Here is an 18922-nt window from a genome sequence, read left to right as displayed (position 1 = left end):
ACTATTTAAAAGAAGGACAGTAGATACTCGCTATTTCTGAACTTGTTTTTCACCAAAAAACGACGGTTAACCATATCAATAGTTAACCGTCGTTTAACTTTTTTTCTAAAATGTCCCGATATGAATCTATAAACTAGACTGTTGCTTTAAATTTAGCCGCTTTTTCGATAGAAACTAATGGGCTAAACTGAATTTCGATGTCTCCAGTTTGATTTAGACCAAAATGAGCAGTACAATCCATTACTTTATCAGGAGCAACTGATCCCATTGTATTGTCATTTGGATAAGAAGAAGCTTTTTTATCGTCTGAGCCATAAACTTCTACATCCATTCCTACAGGAAGGTCATTTTGACCATTGTTTTTAATTGTGTAAGTAATCTTGACTACTTGAGCAGGTTGTTCATCTGCAAATTGATTTCTTTCGTCAGTAAGTTCCACACTGTTTAATGTGTACTCAGCATCGCCAACTTTTACAGTATCCCCAACTTGGTAAAAACTTTCTTGCGCTTCTTTTGAAGAAGAGCTTGATGTAGCTTCTTTAGTAGAACTTGTTTTTGTCACTTTTTCTCCGCCGTTATCACTTGCTTTATTGTCATCTGAGCCACCCAGTGCAGATCCAATTATTGCTACAAGAATGATTGCTAGTACCCAAAACCAAACTTTTTTATAAAATGGCTTTTTCTCCTTTACTACGTAACGTTTGCCATCTTCCCCTACAACACTTTTTTTAACCATTGTTTCCTCCATAATAATTATCTAATTTACTCCCACTTAATGGCAGGTAGTGATAGTCGCCAAATGATAGATATCTTGTGTTTCATTTATTAAGAAATCTTTACTACCAAATATTCAGTTTTTCACAAATGAAAAGCTTCAAAAAAACACTTAATAGTTCTCATTGAATAAGAATATTCATTTTTTACTTACATATAGTAACATGATGTGTTTGATTTGGAAATATATAATTATAAAATTTGTTATTTTTTATTATTCGAAAGATCATGTTAGGTATCGAGAAAGTAATAGAGAAGTAGGATTATCAAAAAAGATGTAGGAGATGATAAGCATCTATTGATAAGTGGTTAATGTCATTTATGTGACAAATTTGAAAGATAAATAAATGGAAAAAAAAGCTCAAAAAAGATAAAATAAGTTAAATTTATTGATGAGGTGAGTTTATGAAAAAGGGAATATTCGGGGTTATTGTATTAATTTTATTAGGAGTTGGAGGATTTTTCGGTTACAAATATTATAGCGTAACGTATAAAACAACTACTGCATACACTAAGATTCCAGCAGAAGTGCCAGAAAAAACGAAATCAAAGAACAGCGATGGGAAAATCATTGCGGGTGAATATAGTTACCATTATGACGTGACTTTTGTAAAAGCTGATGGCAAAGCAACTAAACGAACATTTAGTGTGAGTGGAGAAGCACCACAACCATTGAAACCAGGTAGTTACGTGCAAGCTGACATCAGTGACAAAAGAACAAGTTCTCCTAGAGTAATTGCAGAAGAAAAGATTCCTAAAGAAATCAAAAATAAAGTAGACGAATTAAATTAGTTTTCAAAAAAATGAAAGAGACGATAAAAAGTCTGATTCAAAATCAACTATTAAATCTAGCCGGAGCATGTACTGGTTAGATTTTTTTGTTGGTCAGTTATTCCATGTGATGGAGCATTGACGCAATTTGATGGAGAAATAGATTAGCAGGGGATTGTCCAAATACGCATTCTAGGATTCACGAATGAAATTTTGACAAAAAATCATTAATATGGTTTATTAAGAATAGAAAGATGAGGTGAATGAAATGGATAATGACCAGAGGTACTCTAAGCTTGCTAAGGATAAAACCTTTGTAACTTGGGGAATGATTCCGGTAGTCGGCTTTTTTGGACTTTTAGTGTCGTTGATGATTTTCATTTAAATATCTTCAAATAGTTAGGTGAGGCTTCTATGTAAACATAAGCTACTGCCCAAAAATGTCGAGAGACGCCAATGGGTAGAACAGGGATTGTCGATAGCAAGGCTTTTCTTAAGGTAGCTAAGTGCAAACTTTACGTTGCATAGTGCCAAAGCTCAAACGTGACGTAAGTCAAACGAAAACGGTAGCAAAAGCATCAATCAGTTCTTCAGACAGGATAAAAAAATGAAACGTTGGTAGACGTTCAACATTTATCCTGTCTGAAGAGCAGATGCTGGAGCGCCGTTTATTTGTTATTTTGCAGCAGGTGTTCCAAAAATTTTTTTACTAATTTTGTTTAGGTTAGTTTTTTAGGCTGTAAGATTATTTTTATTACATCGATTGAATATCGCTGGACACCTTGCATAGTTTTCTCTGTTAGAATGCCAGTAGTTACAGATTTTAAAAAGTGAAAAATAATATTCTTGTCATTAAAACAAGTGAGCTATTTCTTCTTTTTGATAATAATGAAAACAAGAATGGAATAGAAGATGGTGGAAAAAGCGAGTCCTTTAAGATAGAAATCGAATAATTGAACAGGTTGACTATAGGAATATTCTAAAATTTGGATCATAAAATAGATAGACGGAAAAGAGGAGAGAAGCATTAGTATGTCATATTTGTTCCATTTTGTATAAAGAGACAAAAAAAGAATAATACCAATAAAAGGGATCCAAAACAGTAATTTACTCATCGTAATCATATGACCCATCCTTATACAGCCTTTGCATAATTTAGATAATAGCACGTAGTATATAACCGACAAAGAGTTTTGTATTACCTTGTCCAATTTTTAATTGTATACTCATTAATGGCGGAATAAGTTAAGGAGAGAACTGAATAAAGTGAGGTAAATAGACGACAAAAAAGCACCTACCATTGAATGAATAGGTGCTTTTAAAGTGAACTAGAACTGTAATCGTTCATTTGGGGTTTTCACTCCTATGCGGATTTTTTCAATTCTTGCACTGCTTGTTCAATCGTCACTCCAGTGGCTACTCGATTTTCATTTGTTTTATCAAATACCACAAATAGATTCAAATCAGTATTTAGAGTTACACGATATTGTAAGTCTTTGTTATAGAATGTCATAATCATTCTCCTTTCTTAAATTCTTGCGAAAGGCAACGAAACGTTGATAACGAAATTCCATTTATTATTATAGCATAAAGAAGAAAACTTTGCTAATTAAGGATTGTTTAACTTTATATAGAAGATAAGATAAACAGGATAGAAATAGCCTATTCGCTTTAATTAAAAAACTATAAAAAAAGTAGAGGTTTATTCTTGTGTTTCTCATTTATCTATGCTATATTAAGTAAGTAATCTATTTTGAAACGTAATTTGAGCTAACTATTTTAGTTTATGACTCCTTTTGCCTATCAATAATTTATTGCAATAAAATCGTACGTTGATACGTATTAGGAGGAAATATATATGAATAACGGTACAGTAAAATGGTTTAACGCAGACAAAGGTTTTGGATTTATCACTGCTGAAGATGGAAATGATGTTTTTGCACATTTCTCAGCTATCCAAGGTGACGGTTTCAAAACATTAGACGAAGGTCAAGCAGTGACTTTTGATATTGAAGACGGTCAACGTGGCCCTCAAGCAGTAAACATCGTAAAAGGTTAATACTGTCATAATAAAAACTACTCTTTCATTAGAGTAGTTTTTTTGTTTTTTCTTAGTAAAGAAAAATGCTGCTCTGCCGCTCAAGTGAATACTATTGAGGAAGGGATACGGGCCTCTCCCTATTCAATAGCGAAGAATCGTGATCGACGAATGAATGTGTCAGTCAGACAGTTTAAATGAATCCTAATATAATGAATATGAGAGTGAGAAAAGGTTCATACTCTCATATTCATTGCGCTTATTTGAATCAATAAATGAGGAAAATCTGATGAACTTTTAAGAATCCGTAGCTTTTATATGGATTAAATCAATTCCTTTTTGTTTAAGGTTTGTTAAACAGATCATCAGGTAGTCCTCGTCATGCTCAGGATAAATAGGTGAAGTTTGTTTTTGAGGAGAAAGATAAGTATAAGGATCACAGGCTTTCCCACGGTACTCCGGGACAGACCATTCTGGAGAAGGAAGATAATGGCGCTTTTTCATTTCAGTAAGAATAAGTTGGTGATACTGATAAAGCTTGTAAGGGGAATGTTGGAAGACATAATCAACTGTTGCATGCTTTCTTCCCCAACCATTACCTCTTAATGCACAACATTCTCTATGTTGACCTAATAATTGTTTTCTAGGAAGCAAAGGGATTAATTCTTCATGCCATAAGCGCATTTACTCACTCTCTTTCATTTAGATTAGATGGTTTAATTTACGCGGTCTGGTTTTTCTGATCGTCCGATCAAATAGTCAACAGATACATGATAAAAATCCGCAATAAAAATCAGATCGATAGCGCTCGGACAACGTTTTCCCTGCTCTAATTGTAGATAAGTTTCCAACGGGAGTGAGGTTTGTTCAGCCACTTCCTTAACGGTTAAATTCTTTTTTTTTCGGAGATAATCCAGCCGACAGCGTAGTGTATCTAATAAAATCGCTTCTTCAATACTCATAAATTCGCTCCTTTTGTCATTCAAATAAATTCATCGATCAATGCTTTCTATTTAAATAAACCAAATAAGCAATTGGTAATAACAAAGCTAGAATCAAACCAATCAGTTCTGCTACGAATAATTGATCTGGTTCAAAATACTGATAATTTAAGATTTTATATGAAAAAAAGATTGCTGGTAACGTAAAAAACGCTAAAATTAGGCGTTCCTTGTTCCAGTTGATTAAGTAACAAATAATAGGGATAAGAATTAAGGTAGGAATAAAAAAAATAAGTCGACTCAATGTTATCATAGTACTAACTCCTATAGATTTCGTATTTAAATAATCATTGATTTTCAGTCGTAGGTTAACAACGAACAACCACTTATACTAAGAGGTGGAAAACACTTCGAAAAGTGATTACGACTTAAATAATCATAAGAATAAAAAAACAACCCAAATACAAGATAGCACGTTCCGAGTAACAGAACAAATAATATGCTACGTGTTTGAAAAAACAAATGATTCAAGCAATTTATATACCAAGTGATAGAGCATTTGTGGTGAAGAGGGAGGGGGAGAGCTGGAAATCGTCTGATCCAAATAGAATATTTGTTATTTTATGGAATGCTTTTGGAATTTTATTAATTAAGCTTGTTTCGGATTTTTATTCATGCTATAGTAGATATAAGTTATTTTTATATCTTAAAATTTTTACTGTACCCTTAGCTCAGTTGGTTAGAGCTGACGGCTCATAACCGTCCGGTCGTAGGTTCGAGTCCTACAGGGTACATATTAAAGCGCTCGTTTCTTTAAACAATGATTAGATAATCATTGTTTTTTTATTTTGAAAAGTTGCATGCTTTTAGAAATGACTAATAACTGACGTTTCAACTATTGTTTATTGGAGATGAGGAACCTCATTTGATATTTTTTATAAACGCTATAGGAAGTTTAGTAGTAAAAAAATCCTAACCGTTACTTTCCATAAAGTGAGGGAACGATCAATACAAATTTTAGGAAATAGATAGTACGAACAAAGAAAAGCCTTTAGTAAATAACGAAATAAAACGCCCACAAAGTTAAATTTTGTGGGCGTTTTATTTTCGGTTACTTCAACTCAACATTAAAATCTTTGAGTAGTTTTAGCGCTTGATCGCCATGCTTGTTTTCAGAAACAAAAGCTGTATCCACTAAAAAATCAGCTTCTGGAAATACGCTTTGTAAAGCAATGGTATTCGATAAGACACAGAGATTCGTTTCTGTACCAACGACTTCAATGTGCTTTTCTTTTTCATCTTGGTCAAAAGCTTCTTGTTTAATCTCAAGTAAGCTTTCCGGTGGCATCGTGAAGTAGTATTTCTTGACGACTTTTTCATTTTCTTTAGGAGCAAGTGTAGGAATGATTTGCAAATCTTCGCCTTCTTCATCCTGCTCTTTTCGTTCGACTGGTATATCTCTGGTAAAAAGAATATATTCGTTTTTTTTACGTGCAGCTTCTAAACGTGAGTGGATTTGTTTGATTAACTTATCTGCGTGCTGAACATAATATTTACTCTCAGGATCTAGAATATGATTTTGCATATCGACGATTACTAACAATTTTGTTTCCCTCCTTAAACCTTAATAATAATTGTTGATAATATACGCTACACCAGCTTCTTCATTTGTTTTGGTTACTTCATCCGCAATATTTTTTACCTGTTTCTGTGCATTTCCCATTGCAATACTTGTTCCACTGACTTTTAGCATCGCAATATCATTTTCCTGATCACCAAAGGCAACGATCTCATGAGGATCGATTTCCAAGGTCTCAGCTAAAAAGATTAATGAGTGAGCCTTTGTTACGTTTTTAGGTGTGATTTCCAAAAAATGGGGGTCTGAAAAGACGGAATCAATCCCTTCACTTTTTAAATCTTGTTGCAGTTTTTGCAATTTTGATTCATCTTTATCTGTTAATGCCAATTTTAAATAGCTGACAGATGGATCTTCTAGTAACTTAGTAATTTCAGCAAATGTCTGGTTCTGTAAATTGAAATGCTGATAGTAAGGATCATCTTTCACCAAATTTGACTCATCAAAGGTTAATTGATCATCTTGAGTTTCTCGACTAGCAATAATTGATATTTTTGCCTCTTGTGCTAAGAAGAAGGCCCGTTTAAGGGTAGCAAGCTCAATTTTAGAACGTTTCAATACGTGAAGGATCTCGCCTTTCATCATCTTTGCCACGAAAGAACCATTAGATGAAATCAAATAGCCGCCGATCCCAAGTTCTTCAAATACATCTTTAGCAGAGATGCTATTTCTACCAGTCGCAATCGTGACGATTCCACCATGTCGATCAAAGTTTTGAAGTGCCTCGATGTTTTCTTTTGGTATCTTTCCATTCCGATCGAGTAAAGTACCATCTAAATCAATTGCTGCTAATTTCATATTATTCGCTCCCTTTATCTATTGCTTACTCTAAGGTTAAATGAGAATTTCCTAAAATAAAAATAAAATGCTTTGTGTTTTTGAATTTTTTCAAAAAATATTCTTAGTTTTCATTAGACATATATAGGTAGTATTTCAAATCCTATAATTGAATAAATAGGCAGAAAAACGATTAAGTTAACGTTTTCAATTCGATAAAAAAGGTTTATTTTTATGAATTATTCAATGAAAATGAAGCATATCTTTTGCTTTAAAGTTTATTGAGGCATATTCTGGATATAGAAAAGGTTAGAAAAAGATTAGAAAAAGGAGTGATTTTAATGGAGATGAAACAAGGTATCGTTCCGGTAGTAACTGCTTCAGATGAAAATTACGCTCCTTACTTAAGCGTGATGATTGCCACTGTACTGGAAAACTCCACTAAAACAAGACACATTTATTTTTATGTCATTGACGACGGTATTTCTGAATATAGCAAAGAAGGACTTAGACAAACGGTTAAAAAACATTCAGACAATGCAACGATTCAATTTTTAACAGTTGATAAAGATGTCTACGAAGATTTCCTAGTAAGTGACCATATTACTACTACAGCATACTTAAGAATATCTTTACCTAAGATCTTAGCTAAATACGACTATAAAAAAGTGCTTTATTTAGATTCAGATATTTTAGTACTGGATGACATCGTTCATTTATATGATCAACCATTAAATGGTAAAACGATTGGAGCTGTCATCGATCCAGGTCAAACGAAAGCTTTGAAACGGTTAGGAATTGAATCAGATGCTTATTATTTTAATTCAGGCGTGATGGTTATCGACATTGATCGTTGGAATGAAAAAATGATCACTGAAAAAACAATCAATTATTTAAAAGAAAATGGTGATCGAATTATTTACCATGATCAAGATGCGTTAAATGCAGTTCTGTATGAAGACTGGGAGCAATTAGAACCAAAATGGAATATGCAGACTTCCTTGATTTTTGAACGTCATCCTGCTCCAGATGCTGCGTATGAAAAATTATACAAAGCAGGAAATGAATCGCCGTCGATCGTTCATTTCACAGGGCATGACAAACCATGGAATACGTTAAAAGATCATCCATATACAAATGTCTATTTAAAAAAATTAGCGCATAGCGTTTTAAAGAAAGTGGGAGAGGTAAATGAATAGAAGAAAAGAAATCGCAATCGTATCAAGTTGTAATACCAAATTTGTGCCTCATCTAGCGGCGCTGTTCGTTTCAGTATTAGAAAATAGTGATCCAAAAGTTTTTGTACGATTTTATGTCATTGATGACAACATTGATAATGAAAGCAAACAATTATTACGTTTCTCTGTTAAGAATTCTCGTATGAATACAGAGGTTGAATTCTTGAAGATCAACAAAAAATTCTTTGAAAATGTAGTGACAAGTGATCGTATTCCGGAAACTGCTTACTATCGTATTGCTATTCCTGAGTTATTTAGAGGGAAAAATGTCGAACGTCTTTTATATATGGACTGTGACATGATTACCGTAAAAGATGTTACACCATTATGGGATCTTGAATTTAATGGTGCGATCTTGGCCGCCGTAGAAGATGCTGGTTTCCACCAACGATTAGAAAAAATGGAGATTCCAGCAAAATCAACACGCTACTTTAATTCTGGATTGATGCTCATCAATGTTGAAAAATGGTTAGAACAAGACATTACTAAAAAAGTTCTAACATTCATTGAAGAAAATCCTGAAAAATTACGTTTCCACGATCAAGATGCGTTAAATGCAATTTTACATGATCGTTGGATTCCATTACATCCAAAATGGAATGCTCAAGGATATATCATGGCAAAAGCGAAAAAACATCCAACACCACAAGGAGAAAAGGAATACGAAGAAACACGTAAAGATCCATCGATCATCCACTTCTCTGGTCATGTTAAACCATGGAGTAAAGATTTTGAAGGGCCAACTAAAAAATACTACGATAAATATGCAAACATGACAGCTTTCCGTTGTGTTGCAAAATTTCCTAAATATCCACTTTATGCCAGAATCAATCGTAACACAGAAGTGAGCCGCTGAGGAAAAATGTCGTAATTTATATATAATCTGAAGGAGATGATGATGATGGAAATCACGATGACAAAACATGCGATGGAGGCATTGACAAAAAAAGTAGGAAAAGATTCAAAAATTGCTTTGGCATTGATTGATTCTTCAGATCCGTTTTTAAGAGATAAAGGGGCTTGTGCAAAAGGCAGTTTTTTCCAGATTATTCCTTTCTTTGTAGAATTTGGGAAATACGTCAATAAAATCGAACATCCCACTCTGGAAATCTACACATCTAAATTAGAGCAATCTTATTTAGGTAGACATTTGAATCTTGCATATGACCACCAATTAAACAGTTTCTCTTTAGAAAATGAGATTGTTGTCTTGGATCGTAACATTAAATTAAGCAACTGTTTCTTTAGCTAACATCCTTTGTAGAAAGGGAGATTGATCATGCTGGACTATTACTTTATTGGAAAAGAGAAAGTAATAACGACAGACAAAAACAACTATAATTGGCTCGTGATCGACAGTAGTGACACTAAGGAAATCGAACAGGTGATTGAAAAGTATCGTTTACCAAAAGATATCTTTGTTGGAACTTCTCTACCAGAAGAAGTTTCAAGAATTGAAGAGCTTGTGGGGACGAATTTGAACCATCCGATTTCCTTAGTGCTACTGAATTTGTCCAACCAGGAGCAGAAAATCGAGAATCGATTAATGCCTATTTCGTTTATTTATTCGGATGAGTTATTGATTAGTTGTATCGATAAAAAAACGGACTTTTTTGATCGAGTATTAGCAAAACATGGGAATAAGATCAATTCTTTTGAAACACTTATTGCATATTCTGTCTTGAACATCTATACCCATTACGTGAAAGAACTAACAGAAATGAAAAAGAGGATTGATTCCCTCGATCAAGAAGCGCGTAAAACGACGGAAAACGAAGAACTATATAAGCAAGCGGATTTAGAACGGGACATTGTTTATATTGACCATACGTTGAGAGATCAAAAAGAGACTTTAGATACCTTATGGCAATCAGAAGATTTTGTTGAGAAATTAGCTGATGCTCGTCTACTTTATGACATCCAATTGAGACAAAGACAAACAGAAAAAATGATTTTGATCTATCGTGACTTGTTAGAAAGTATTGGGGATCTTTTTAATGGAATGATGGACAATCATTTGAATCATCTAATGAAATATCTTGATTCGGCGGCACTAGTGATCTCTGTTCCAGCATTGATTGCAGGGATTTGGGGGATGAATACTGGCGGATTACCTGGTAAAAGCTCTGGCTTAGCCTTTTTATTAGTTATCTTTGGCTCGATCGTTGTTGCAGGAGCTGTAGGCTACCATCTTTACCGAAAAGATTATACAAAATAAAAAAGTACCAAACTATGAGGAGGATACACATGACAGAACCAAAATTAATTGATCCACGTAAACTTTACCATACTGAGGAATTTCCTAAACAAGACCAGGATACACCAGCATTACAAAAAGAAATGCAACCAGTTCCTGACTGTGGAGAAGAATCTTATGAAGGATCAAATCAACTAGAAAATCGCCGTGTTCTGATTACTGGCGGAGACTCAGGGATCGGGCGCGCGGCAGCTATTGCTTTTGCAAGAGAAGGGGCAGATATCGGCTTGCACTTTTTCCCAGGAGAAGAAGAAGATGCCAAACAAGTAGCTTCCTATATTGAAAAAGCAGGACGAAAAGTTGTCTTACTACCATATGATCTTAGAGACGAAACAGCGCCTAAAGAAATCGTTGAAAAAGTTGTCAGTGAATTAGGTGGCTTAGATACATTAGTATTAAATGCGGGACAACAAATCTCTTGCCCGGCTATTGAAGAAATTCCATTAGAACAAGTGAAAGATACTTTCATGGTGAATATCTTAGCGATGTTTGCGATTGTTAAAGAGGCGGTTCCGCATATTCCAGCAGGAGGGGCAATTATCAACACTACTTCTGTTCAAGCGTTCAATCCAAGTGAACATCTTTTAGATTACGCTTCCACGAAAGCAGCTATTGCAAACTTTACGATTGGCTTAGCAAAACAATTAGCACCAAAAGGCATTCGTGTTAATGGAGTAGCTCCTGGTCCTATTTGGACACCACTACAGTTAGACGAAGGACAACCGGAAGATTCTATTCCTGAATTTGGCCAACAAAGCTTGCTTGAACGTGCCGGCCAACCAGTAGAATTAGCTCCAGTTTACGTTTTCTTAGCTTCAAATAAAGCGAGCTACGTTACTGCACAAATTTATGGTGTAACTGGTGGGGAAGCTATCAACTTATAAAAAATGGGAGGTGCCAGGATGAATAAAGGGACTAAAACAATTGGTGTCATTTTTTCTCTGCTACTTTTGTCTATTCTACTATTTGTCGTCTTGATCAGTGCGGTCTATCCTTTACCATTGATGCTTGAACGATTCCGTTTCTTTACAATAACGAATTACTATATGCAGCAATATATTTTTTGGGTAGCAGTCGGCTTAGCGATTCTACTAATTATTGCATTATTGATCGTCATTTTTTATCCAAAAACGATCGGAACCTTCTTATTGAAAAAAGGGGACGGCGAATTAACGTTAGACAAAAAAGCGATTGAAGGTATGGTTCGTTCACATTTACATGAAGATGAATTCATTCACTCACCTAAGGTCAATATCAAAGCCACAAAAAATAAGATCGCAGTTACAGTTAAAGGTGAATTAAAACGGACTTCTTCATTGATCGGGAAAACAAGAATATTGATGGATGAAATCGAAAAAGAAGTGAAACAGTTACTCGGCACAGATGAGCAAGTAAAAGTGTCGGTGAAGTATACAGGTTACCAAGCACCTACCAATAAATATCAAACAAACGAACACGCTCGTGTGGAATAAGGAGGGGCACAAATGAATGAACTTTTTGCTGCTTATAAGCTTCCGATCATTTGCGGGGCAATTGGGTTGATTCTCGCCGTACTATTGATCACAGTGGGATTCTTTAAAACCTTGTTGCTGATCCTTATGGCGATCATTGGCGTGGCGGTCGGAATGTATTTAAAACAAACGAAAATTTTTGATCATAAATCTTAGGAGGAAATTCTATTATGGATAACAACAAAACAAATAACCAAAACAAACCAGTATCTGCACATCCAGATCCAACGACACCGAACAATGCAAATGGTGTTCATGATGCCAAAGATAAAACAGCACCCGTTTCAGCACATCCAGATCCGGTTGTACCCAACGTTGAAAACAAAGTGGCTCATGATAAAAAAGAAAACGAAGGACAATCAGAACAACAAGGAAAACATGAAAATTTTAGTAATCCAAAAGAACATCATGGAGATCAGCCAAAACCTCCAATGCCAGGGCATACACCACCTAAGCCAGAAGCCCCAGCAAAAGATCCAAAAAACACAACGGAAAACGGTGAATCTATGAATGGTGATGTGACATATGAAGATAAGGTCATTCAAAAAATCATAGGCATCTCCTTAGAAAAAGTGGATGGATTATTAACAGCTGATGGTGGCTTCTTCTCTAACGTGGCAGAAAAATTAGTCAACACTGATAATGTAACAGCCGGTATTGACACGGAAGTTGGGAAAAAACAAGTCGCTGTTGATCTTAAGATCGTTGTTGAATACGGCAAAGACATCGAAGAAATTTACCAACAAATCAAAAAAATCATTGCCAAAGAAGTTCATGAAATGACACATCTAGATGTCATTGAAGTCAATGTCGATGTTGTCGACATTAAGACAAAAGAAGAATATGAAGCAAACAGTGAAACAGTTCAAGATAAATTGACAAATGCGGCAAAAGCTACAGGAGAATTTGCATCTGAACAAACGGAAAAAGCCAAATCAGCAATTGAGCAACAAAAAGAAAATAATCAATAATCAACTGATTCAAGCACGAATTAACTGTTCGTTCAGTCGCTAAGTAGTTGAAAGCGAAGTAACTAAAAATTAGTTTATTTATAGAGTCAATAGAAGAGACCGAGACAATTTTTTGTCTCGGTCTCTTCTATTTTTGGCTAAGGCTCCTTTTTTAATGGTAAGTAAAATGTTTTACATAACAAAAACATCTTCTGTCTTTTAGTGTTTGTCCATTGTGAAAAAGTGACATTACATATTCTTGTGATTCCCATTAAACTTAAGAAGTAGGGTTTTATTGAAGTTTTTCCATAAAAATAAACGTAAAAGGGGCGAATGGATCGAAAAAAAAAAGAACTTAAGAAACATAACGTTTTTACTTTACTACATTGGCAGAAATAAAGGAAGAAATCAAACATCAGTATGGCATAAAAAAAGATTTTTTTTATAAAAAAACAGACATTGCTTTTCTATTGCCATTTAAAGATATAGCCTTAAAAGGAGGAGTACATTGAAAACCAGAAAAAAGTTATTACATAGTACATTAATATTAGCGCTAGCGCTTGGACAAACCAGCGGGACAGTTGTTGAAGCTGTTTCGATGTTAAGCTCAGTTGAAAGTAGTGATATCAAGAAAATTTCAAAAATGAATGAAAAGAAAACTACGACCAAGAAAGAAGTAAAAAAAGACGAGAAACGCACGAAGGAAAAAAACACCGAGAAAGACAAAAAAGTTGCTGGTTCAACAGAAAGTAATAAAATAAAAAGTTCAATTGAAAGTTTTGCTAATCCGACATTTGATTTACCAATACCTGTTGGAGCTGACATTATAGCAGCATCTACTGACTCAGAAAAAGAAATTGGAAAAGCTGTAAATGAATTTCTTTCTAAAAAGTTGAATCATATGATAGATAATTCGACAGATGATTTTAAAGTAGGCGATACAATTACTTATAAAATTCCTGGCGTCTTTCTAGGTGGGAATACGAATGGAGCTGAAATCATTTCTAGTGAGTTCAGTGATTTCTGGGAGAACTGGGAAAACTCTAGTAATTATAGAGTCACTCTTCTAAATATTTTAAGAGGTACATATGCCTTGTTTTATGTTACTAGTGAATCAGAAAGTGGAAATTGGCAAATGAAAATTACAACGTCTGATCAAGCTAAGGGACTTTATTATGTAGCACCTTCAGATAATAATTTATATGTTACCTTTACGCGACTAAAAGTAGCTATTCCTCAAAAAGAAGTATTTAAAGTAAGTAAGTTCCCTTATAGTAATATCAATCATGATTATGGGGTAGCTTATACTACTCGTTATGTTCCGATGACGTTTAACGTTGATTTTCCTAAAAGTAAAGGAACGCTTAAGGCAGAGGTAAAAGATGGTCCTCATGTGGTCGAAGAAAAGAGCTCGCCTAAACCAGAAGATTATGTAGAGGTGAAAGATAGCCTTGGAAAAGTGACTTATACATGGATAACAAAACCAGATACAAATAAACTAGGAAATCAAAACGTTAAGGTATTAGTGGAAGATGAAACAGGTCGGTCAAAAGAACTAACATTTACGATGACAGTTAAATCTCTGCTCACAGTAAAAAAGGAAGCAGGTGAAATCTATCAATATTCTCTTTTGCCAGATGTCAATGATTATTTTGAGGTAACCACGGAAGGATCCTATACGCTTCAATGGTCTAATAACCCAAACACAATGACAGCAGGAATACATAAGTGGGAAGCTACAGTAAGAACCTCTGATAACCGAGAAATAACGAAATCAATAACCATGAGAGTGCTGCCACATCCTGAGTTACAACTAAAATTAAAACCGATTGAGGATCGTACCGTAACCTTGGTGGAGTCGTCTGATACGTTAGCCAATACGTTTAAAAACTATATTGAAGAGGCAACACTGTTAGGGGAACCTGTAGCGATTGATGATCTTGAGTTTGTTGCGAACGAATCGTCCAAGACTGAATTTCAATCGGTTGGTACCCATGAAGTACGCATCACTGTGCAAGCGAAGCATCCTAATTCTAATGTTATGATCAAAGGATCTGGAACTACTACCGTGAACGTACTATGGGGTAATACCATCTTAATACGTTCGGTTGATGGCTATTCCGCCGGAGCTTTTGCGTTAGATGGTAGTAATTCTAATAATGCCCCAGCTACGCTATCGATTCGTCAGGGCATTGCGTCTCCTTTAAATGAAGGAGTTGGCGATATGACCGATCCATTTGGTCTTTATTATCATTTGGAAATCTTGCGTAATGGCAATGAAATTTACAAACAAGAGGTGCCGAAACGTGCCACGTTACAAGAAATCATGAATGATTATGGAGATGCTAATAACAACACTACGGTACAAATGAATGATATTATCCAAATCACATATCCAAGCAAGACACCTAATGCTTCGGTTGTGATGATTAAGGAAAAAGAAAATGATTTTACGTATGGTACGGAGATCGCTCGTTACCGCGTAACTCCTTATGGGTTTGATCCAGCACCTGTCATGACGGCAGAAAGTGCGGAAAAAGCGTTCGTTTTAGGCGAAGACGTGAAGCAAACGAATTTGAATGAACTAGTAAAAAATGTGCGGATCAACGGTGGGGTAGCGGACAATGAATTTTATACAGTAGAACCTCTTGATGAGTTTGATACCAGCACGATCGGTAAACGAAATATGCGGGTCAAAGTCACAACAAAAGATAAACTGGCTTCTGAAATCATTGAGATTTCTTACCAAGTGAAGTGGGGAGACACTTTTGTTATTAAAGGATTAAAAGAGGCGACAGTTGGTGCGTTTAGTTTATTGAAGAATCAAAATCAATGGCAAATCCAAGCTTCTCAAGGAGTGGACGGCACAAACTTAAATGATCCGGTGGATAATTATTTTGGGCGTGATACCTACTATTCTATCGAAGTTTTACAAGGAGCTACCAGCAAGTTCCGTTATGAAGTGGCAGGTAATCAGTCGATTCGTGAATCCATTCAGGGATTCAATAATGGGCAACCGTTGACGGTCAGTAATGGCGACGTGATCAAAGTGTATCATGCCGATCCTCTTGGGAAAAATCTTTTAATGAAAGATGAATTAGTCAAGGACTATACGATTGGTTCCAATTATGCCTATTATGAAGTCACTGACCATGGCTTGGAACCAATTTTAGCGGTTGCGGCTGATTCGATGGCTCAAGAATTTATCTTAGGTGAAGATAGTAGTAACGTTGATGGTGCGAAGTTGATCAATAGCATTACGATCAATGGAACGGCAGTGGGAAGTAATCAATATACAGTCAAACAAATGAGTGATTTTGATACTTCGGTGGCAGGATCACAAACGATCAACGTGCGTATTGATACGAAAGATGGACTCGTTTCAAAAGAAATCGAGGTTCCTTATGAAGTTAAATGGAACGATACGATTTTGATGAAAGCTCAAAATGGTCAATCAGCCGGAGCCTTTTCATTACATTCTGGGACTTCCAGTACGAATCGTGTATTAGTCTTTAACCAAGGATTAAAAACCGATCTCAATGCACCGATTAGTACCGATTCTTCACTTTATTATTCCATTGAAGTATTGCGAGATGGACGTTCTGTCTATCTACAAGAGGTACCGGGACGTGCTTCTCTCCAACAGGTAATGGACAATTTTGGGACGAAACAAACGTTAAATGTCCAAGCTGGTGATGTCGTTAAAATGTATCATCCTCAACGTTCAGAAGGTAGTTCGGTGTTAATGGTAGATGAAATGGAAGAAGATTATACCTACGGGTCGCAATATGCCTACTATCGAGTAACATCCTATGGTTTTGAGCCGATGTCAGTGATTGAAGCTGTTGGCTCCAACAAAGCATTCTCATTAAAGGAGAATACGAAAACGACGGACTTGAGTCAATTGTTAGCACAAGTATCGATCAATGGCGAAATTGTTACGAGTGAAGAATATACAGTGGAGAAACTTTCTGGATTAGATACCGCAACTGTGGGCAAAAAGGAGGTCAGATTAAAACTAACGACAGCGGATGAGACCGCAGATATCGAACTGGATGTTCCTTACGAAGTGGTTTGGGGAAGTACCTTCTTGCTTAAAGGATTAGATGACCAGAATGTGGGCGCTTATAGTATTGTGGAACAAGACGGAGAGTGGACGATCCAAGCTAGCAAAGGGGAGGATTCCACCGTTTTAACCAATCACGTGAATAACGTTTTTGGTCGCGATACTTACTATCGGATCGAGGTAGTAGCAAGTTCAGAAAATCAACCGAAGGAAGGTTCTGGTGTAACCGTTGAAAATATTATGGGCTTAGATCCGACGACTCGATTATCGGAACAAATAAAATACCAGTATGATGTGACTGGAAACATGACTGTGGGTCAGGCCATTAACGGGTTTAATAATGGGCAGCCGTTGTCAATTGAAGAAGGGGACATCGTAAAAGTTTATCATGCAGAGGCGAAGAATAATTTATTGATGCGAGATGATTTGACGAAAAATTATACAGCGGGTTCAAATTATGCCTATTATCAAGTAGCCAATCAAGAATTTGAACCGATTACTGAGATGAAAGCTGAAACAATTTCACAAGAATTGACATTAGGCGAAGATGCTAGTGATATTGATGGAATGGATTTGATCAAAAATGTTACTTTCAATGGTCAAAAATTAGATACGACATTATATGATGTCGAACAAGTTTCTGAATTTGATACGAATACCGCTGGAGCGAAGATGTTAACGGTGAAATTATCTACCGCAGATGGTGTCACTTCTACGGATGTGGAAGTGCCTTATGAAGTCAAATGGGGGAGTACGATCCAGCTCAAAAATAAAAAAGGTGAAACCGTTGGTACTTTCGGCTTAACAAAAGACAAAAAACAATTGAAACTCCAGGCGTTACAAGGAAAAGAAGGAACGAACTTAGCTAGTCGAGTCACTGAAGCCAACGATGCAGATGTGTATTATGGGATCGAAGTCTTTACAAATAACACTAGTAAATATAAATACGAAGTGCGAGGCACACAAACGATTGCTCAAGCAATTGAGCGATTCAATAGTGGGGAGCCATTAAAGGTTTCTGCAGGGGATCAAATCAAAGTGTATCATACGGATCCAAGCGGGAATGTCTTGATGGCAGAAGAAACGGAGCAAAATTATACCTATGGTTCCAATTATGCGTATTATAATGTGACCGAATACGGCTTTGAACCAACTGGAGACTTTACCGTGACACCGGCAGAAGCAAAAATAATCATCAATACCAAACAAGTGGATCTTAAAGATCTCTTGAAAGAAGTGAAAGTCAACGGGAAAGAAGTACCGAAAAACGCCTATACAGTGAAATTAGATCCTGAAACCGAAATCGATACTTCAAGTTTAGGAAATCGTGTCGCTAAATTAGTGGTCAAAGTTGACCGCTCTTACGGTGGATTTTCTACTGAAACTGAAGCGACTTATGAAGTAGTGAAAGAAGGAACACCAGGAGCGTTAGGAGAAAGTTCAGGCGAAGGAAATACAGAAGAAGAGACCAACGGGGAAGGTGAAGGAACAGAAGAAGCAAACGGTGGTAACTTACCAAAAACCAATGAAACCAAAAATGCAATGTTCCCTCTATTAGGTACCGTGCTAATTAGTTTGGTAGGAATGTTTTTGCTTTGGAAAAAGAAAAAAACAAAAGAAGAACCAAAAAAGTAGTATAATCCCATTGAAATAAATAAAGCACTCATTAGTTGTCGTAAAACTTCTGATGAGTGCTTTTTTGGCACTGGGCTTACCATTTGCACAAATAAAGCTCTATACAATTCTGAGGATAACAGCTATCGTCTATCAATATCCGAAAAAAATTCTTTGGTAAGCTTTGGAAAATAGCTTTTCAACGATTTTACTGTATGTATAACGAAAATTATAGTTATTATAACAAAGTTAAAAATGATATTTGCTTAACTAAACGAACATGTCGGTTTCAAGTTACTACGATAATCATCCTATTGAAATTTATTCATTAACCGCATCTAGAGGGAGG

General features: G+C 35.7%; 18 protein-coding genes, 1 tRNA gene and 1 riboswitch. Of the genes, 12 read left to right on the top strand and 7 right to left on the bottom strand.

The features are described 5' to 3' along the window. Window positions 1-133: 133 nt before the first annotated feature. Window positions 134-736 carry a DUF4352 domain-containing protein gene (locus tag AB5M32_RS03100; RefSeq protein ID WP_010719068.1) on the bottom strand — a complete coding sequence of 201 codons (603 nt, stop codon included), beginning with the start codon at window positions 734-736 and terminating at the stop codon, window positions 134-136. Window positions 737-1179: 443 nt separating this feature from the next. Between AB5M32_RS03100 and AB5M32_RS03095 the strand changes: the two genes are divergently transcribed. Beyond that, window positions 1180-1566: a DUF1093 domain-containing protein gene (locus AB5M32_RS03095; RefSeq protein ID WP_368024300.1), complete on the top strand. Its 387-nt coding sequence runs from the start codon at window positions 1180-1182 to the stop codon at window positions 1564-1566. A gap of 367 nt (window positions 1567-1933) precedes the next feature. Beyond that, a riboswitch (M-box (ykoK) riboswitch) is annotated at window positions 1934-2102 on the top strand. Between the two features lie 806 nt (window positions 2103-2908). Here AB5M32_RS03095 and AB5M32_RS03090 read toward each other — a convergent pair. Further along, window positions 2909-3058, bottom strand: a complete 150-nt coding sequence (locus AB5M32_RS03090) for a hypothetical protein (RefSeq protein ID WP_010719071.1) — start codon at window positions 3056-3058, stop codon at window positions 2909-2911. Window positions 3059-3403: 345 nt separating this feature from the next. Between AB5M32_RS03090 and AB5M32_RS03085 the strand changes: the two genes are divergently transcribed. After that, entirely contained in the window at window positions 3404-3604 is a 201-nt protein-coding gene (locus AB5M32_RS03085) for a cold-shock protein (RefSeq protein ID WP_010719072.1), read from the top strand. Window positions 3605-3880: 276 nt separating this feature from the next. Here the strand turns inward: AB5M32_RS03085 and AB5M32_RS03080 are convergent, their stop codons facing one another. Genes AB5M32_RS03080 through AB5M32_RS03070 form a run of 3 tightly spaced genes read right to left on the bottom strand, consistent with a single transcriptional unit; the run spans window position 3881 to window position 4837 of the window. Continuing rightward, window positions 3881-4267 (bottom strand): TIGR02328 family protein, encoded by a 387-nt coding sequence (locus tag AB5M32_RS03080; protein ID WP_053766832.1) that lies wholly within the window; start codon window positions 4265-4267, stop codon window positions 3881-3883. A 32-nt stretch (window positions 4268-4299) separates the two neighbouring features. Further along, a complete protein-coding gene (locus AB5M32_RS03075) occupies window positions 4300-4545 on the bottom strand; it encodes a helix-turn-helix domain-containing protein (RefSeq protein ID WP_063627160.1) in 246 nt (81 codons plus the stop codon). Between the two features lie 37 nt (window positions 4546-4582). Further along, a complete protein-coding gene (locus AB5M32_RS03070) occupies window positions 4583-4837 on the bottom strand; it encodes a hypothetical protein (protein WP_010719075.1) in 255 nt (84 codons plus the stop codon). Between the two features lie 407 nt (window positions 4838-5244). On the opposite strand from AB5M32_RS03070, the gene AB5M32_RS03065 reads away from it, so the two are divergent. Then, window positions 5245-5318 (top strand) — tRNA-Ile (locus tag AB5M32_RS03065). A gap of 317 nt (window positions 5319-5635) precedes the next feature. Here AB5M32_RS03065 and AB5M32_RS03060 read toward each other — a convergent pair. Together AB5M32_RS03060 and AB5M32_RS03055 are read right to left on the bottom strand one after the other, a co-directional pair. Next, window positions 5636-6127: an isochorismatase family protein gene (locus tag AB5M32_RS03060; protein WP_010719076.1), complete on the bottom strand. Its 492-nt coding sequence runs from the start codon at window positions 6125-6127 to the stop codon at window positions 5636-5638. A gap of 21 nt (window positions 6128-6148) precedes the next feature. After that, window positions 6149-6958, bottom strand: coding sequence for a Cof-type HAD-IIB family hydrolase (locus tag AB5M32_RS03055; RefSeq protein ID WP_010737655.1), 810 nt, complete (start codon window positions 6956-6958; stop codon window positions 6149-6151). 320 nt (window positions 6959-7278) lie between these two features. On the opposite strand from AB5M32_RS03055, the gene AB5M32_RS03050 reads away from it, so the two are divergent. From AB5M32_RS03050 to AB5M32_RS03010, 9 genes are all read left to right on the top strand, one after another. Next, window positions 7279-8136: a glycosyltransferase family 8 protein gene (locus tag AB5M32_RS03050; protein ID WP_010719078.1), complete on the top strand. Its 858-nt coding sequence runs from the start codon at window positions 7279-7281 to the stop codon at window positions 8134-8136. Beyond that, entirely contained in the window at window positions 8129-9031 is a 903-nt protein-coding gene (locus AB5M32_RS03045; protein WP_034698121.1) for a glycosyltransferase family 8 protein, read from the top strand. Before AB5M32_RS03050 ends, AB5M32_RS03045 begins: the two co-directional genes overlap by 8 nt. A gap of 45 nt (window positions 9032-9076) precedes the next feature. Next, the gene (locus AB5M32_RS03040; protein WP_010719080.1) at window positions 9077-9427 is read left to right on the top strand and encodes an iron-sulfur cluster biosynthesis family protein; all 351 of its coding nucleotides are present in this window, start codon (window positions 9077-9079) and stop codon (window positions 9425-9427) included. A 27-nt stretch (window positions 9428-9454) separates the two neighbouring features. Next, window positions 9455-10393: a magnesium transporter CorA family protein gene (locus tag AB5M32_RS03035; protein WP_010719081.1), complete on the top strand. Its 939-nt coding sequence runs from the start codon at window positions 9455-9457 to the stop codon at window positions 10391-10393. A 29-nt stretch (window positions 10394-10422) separates the two neighbouring features. Further along, window positions 10423-11316: an SDR family oxidoreductase gene (locus AB5M32_RS03030; protein ID WP_010719082.1), complete on the top strand. Its 894-nt coding sequence runs from the start codon at window positions 10423-10425 to the stop codon at window positions 11314-11316. A gap of 18 nt (window positions 11317-11334) precedes the next feature. After that, entirely contained in the window at window positions 11335-11904 is a 570-nt protein-coding gene (gene amaP / locus AB5M32_RS03025; protein WP_034698115.1) for an alkaline shock response membrane anchor protein AmaP, read from the top strand. Between the two features lie 12 nt (window positions 11905-11916). Next, the gene (locus AB5M32_RS03020) at window positions 11917-12099 is read left to right on the top strand and encodes a DUF2273 domain-containing protein (protein WP_010719084.1); all 183 of its coding nucleotides are present in this window, start codon (window positions 11917-11919) and stop codon (window positions 12097-12099) included. 14 nt (window positions 12100-12113) lie between these two features. After that, window positions 12114-12914, top strand: a complete 801-nt coding sequence (locus AB5M32_RS03015; RefSeq protein ID WP_178286198.1) for an Asp23/Gls24 family envelope stress response protein — start codon at window positions 12114-12116, stop codon at window positions 12912-12914. A gap of 487 nt (window positions 12915-13401) precedes the next feature. After that, window positions 13402-18594 (top strand): LPXTG cell wall anchor domain-containing protein, encoded by a 5193-nt coding sequence (locus AB5M32_RS03010; protein ID WP_368024299.1) that lies wholly within the window; start codon window positions 13402-13404, stop codon window positions 18592-18594. The last annotated feature ends 328 nt before the right edge of the window (window positions 18595-18922 follow it).

The organism is Enterococcus sp. C57 (assembly GCF_040887305.1).
Lineage (GTDB): Bacteria > Bacillota > Bacilli > Lactobacillales > Enterococcaceae > Enterococcus_B > Enterococcus_B hirae.
Note: the sequence above shows the minus strand (reverse complement) of the source record. Positions and strands in the feature narration are given on the sequence as shown.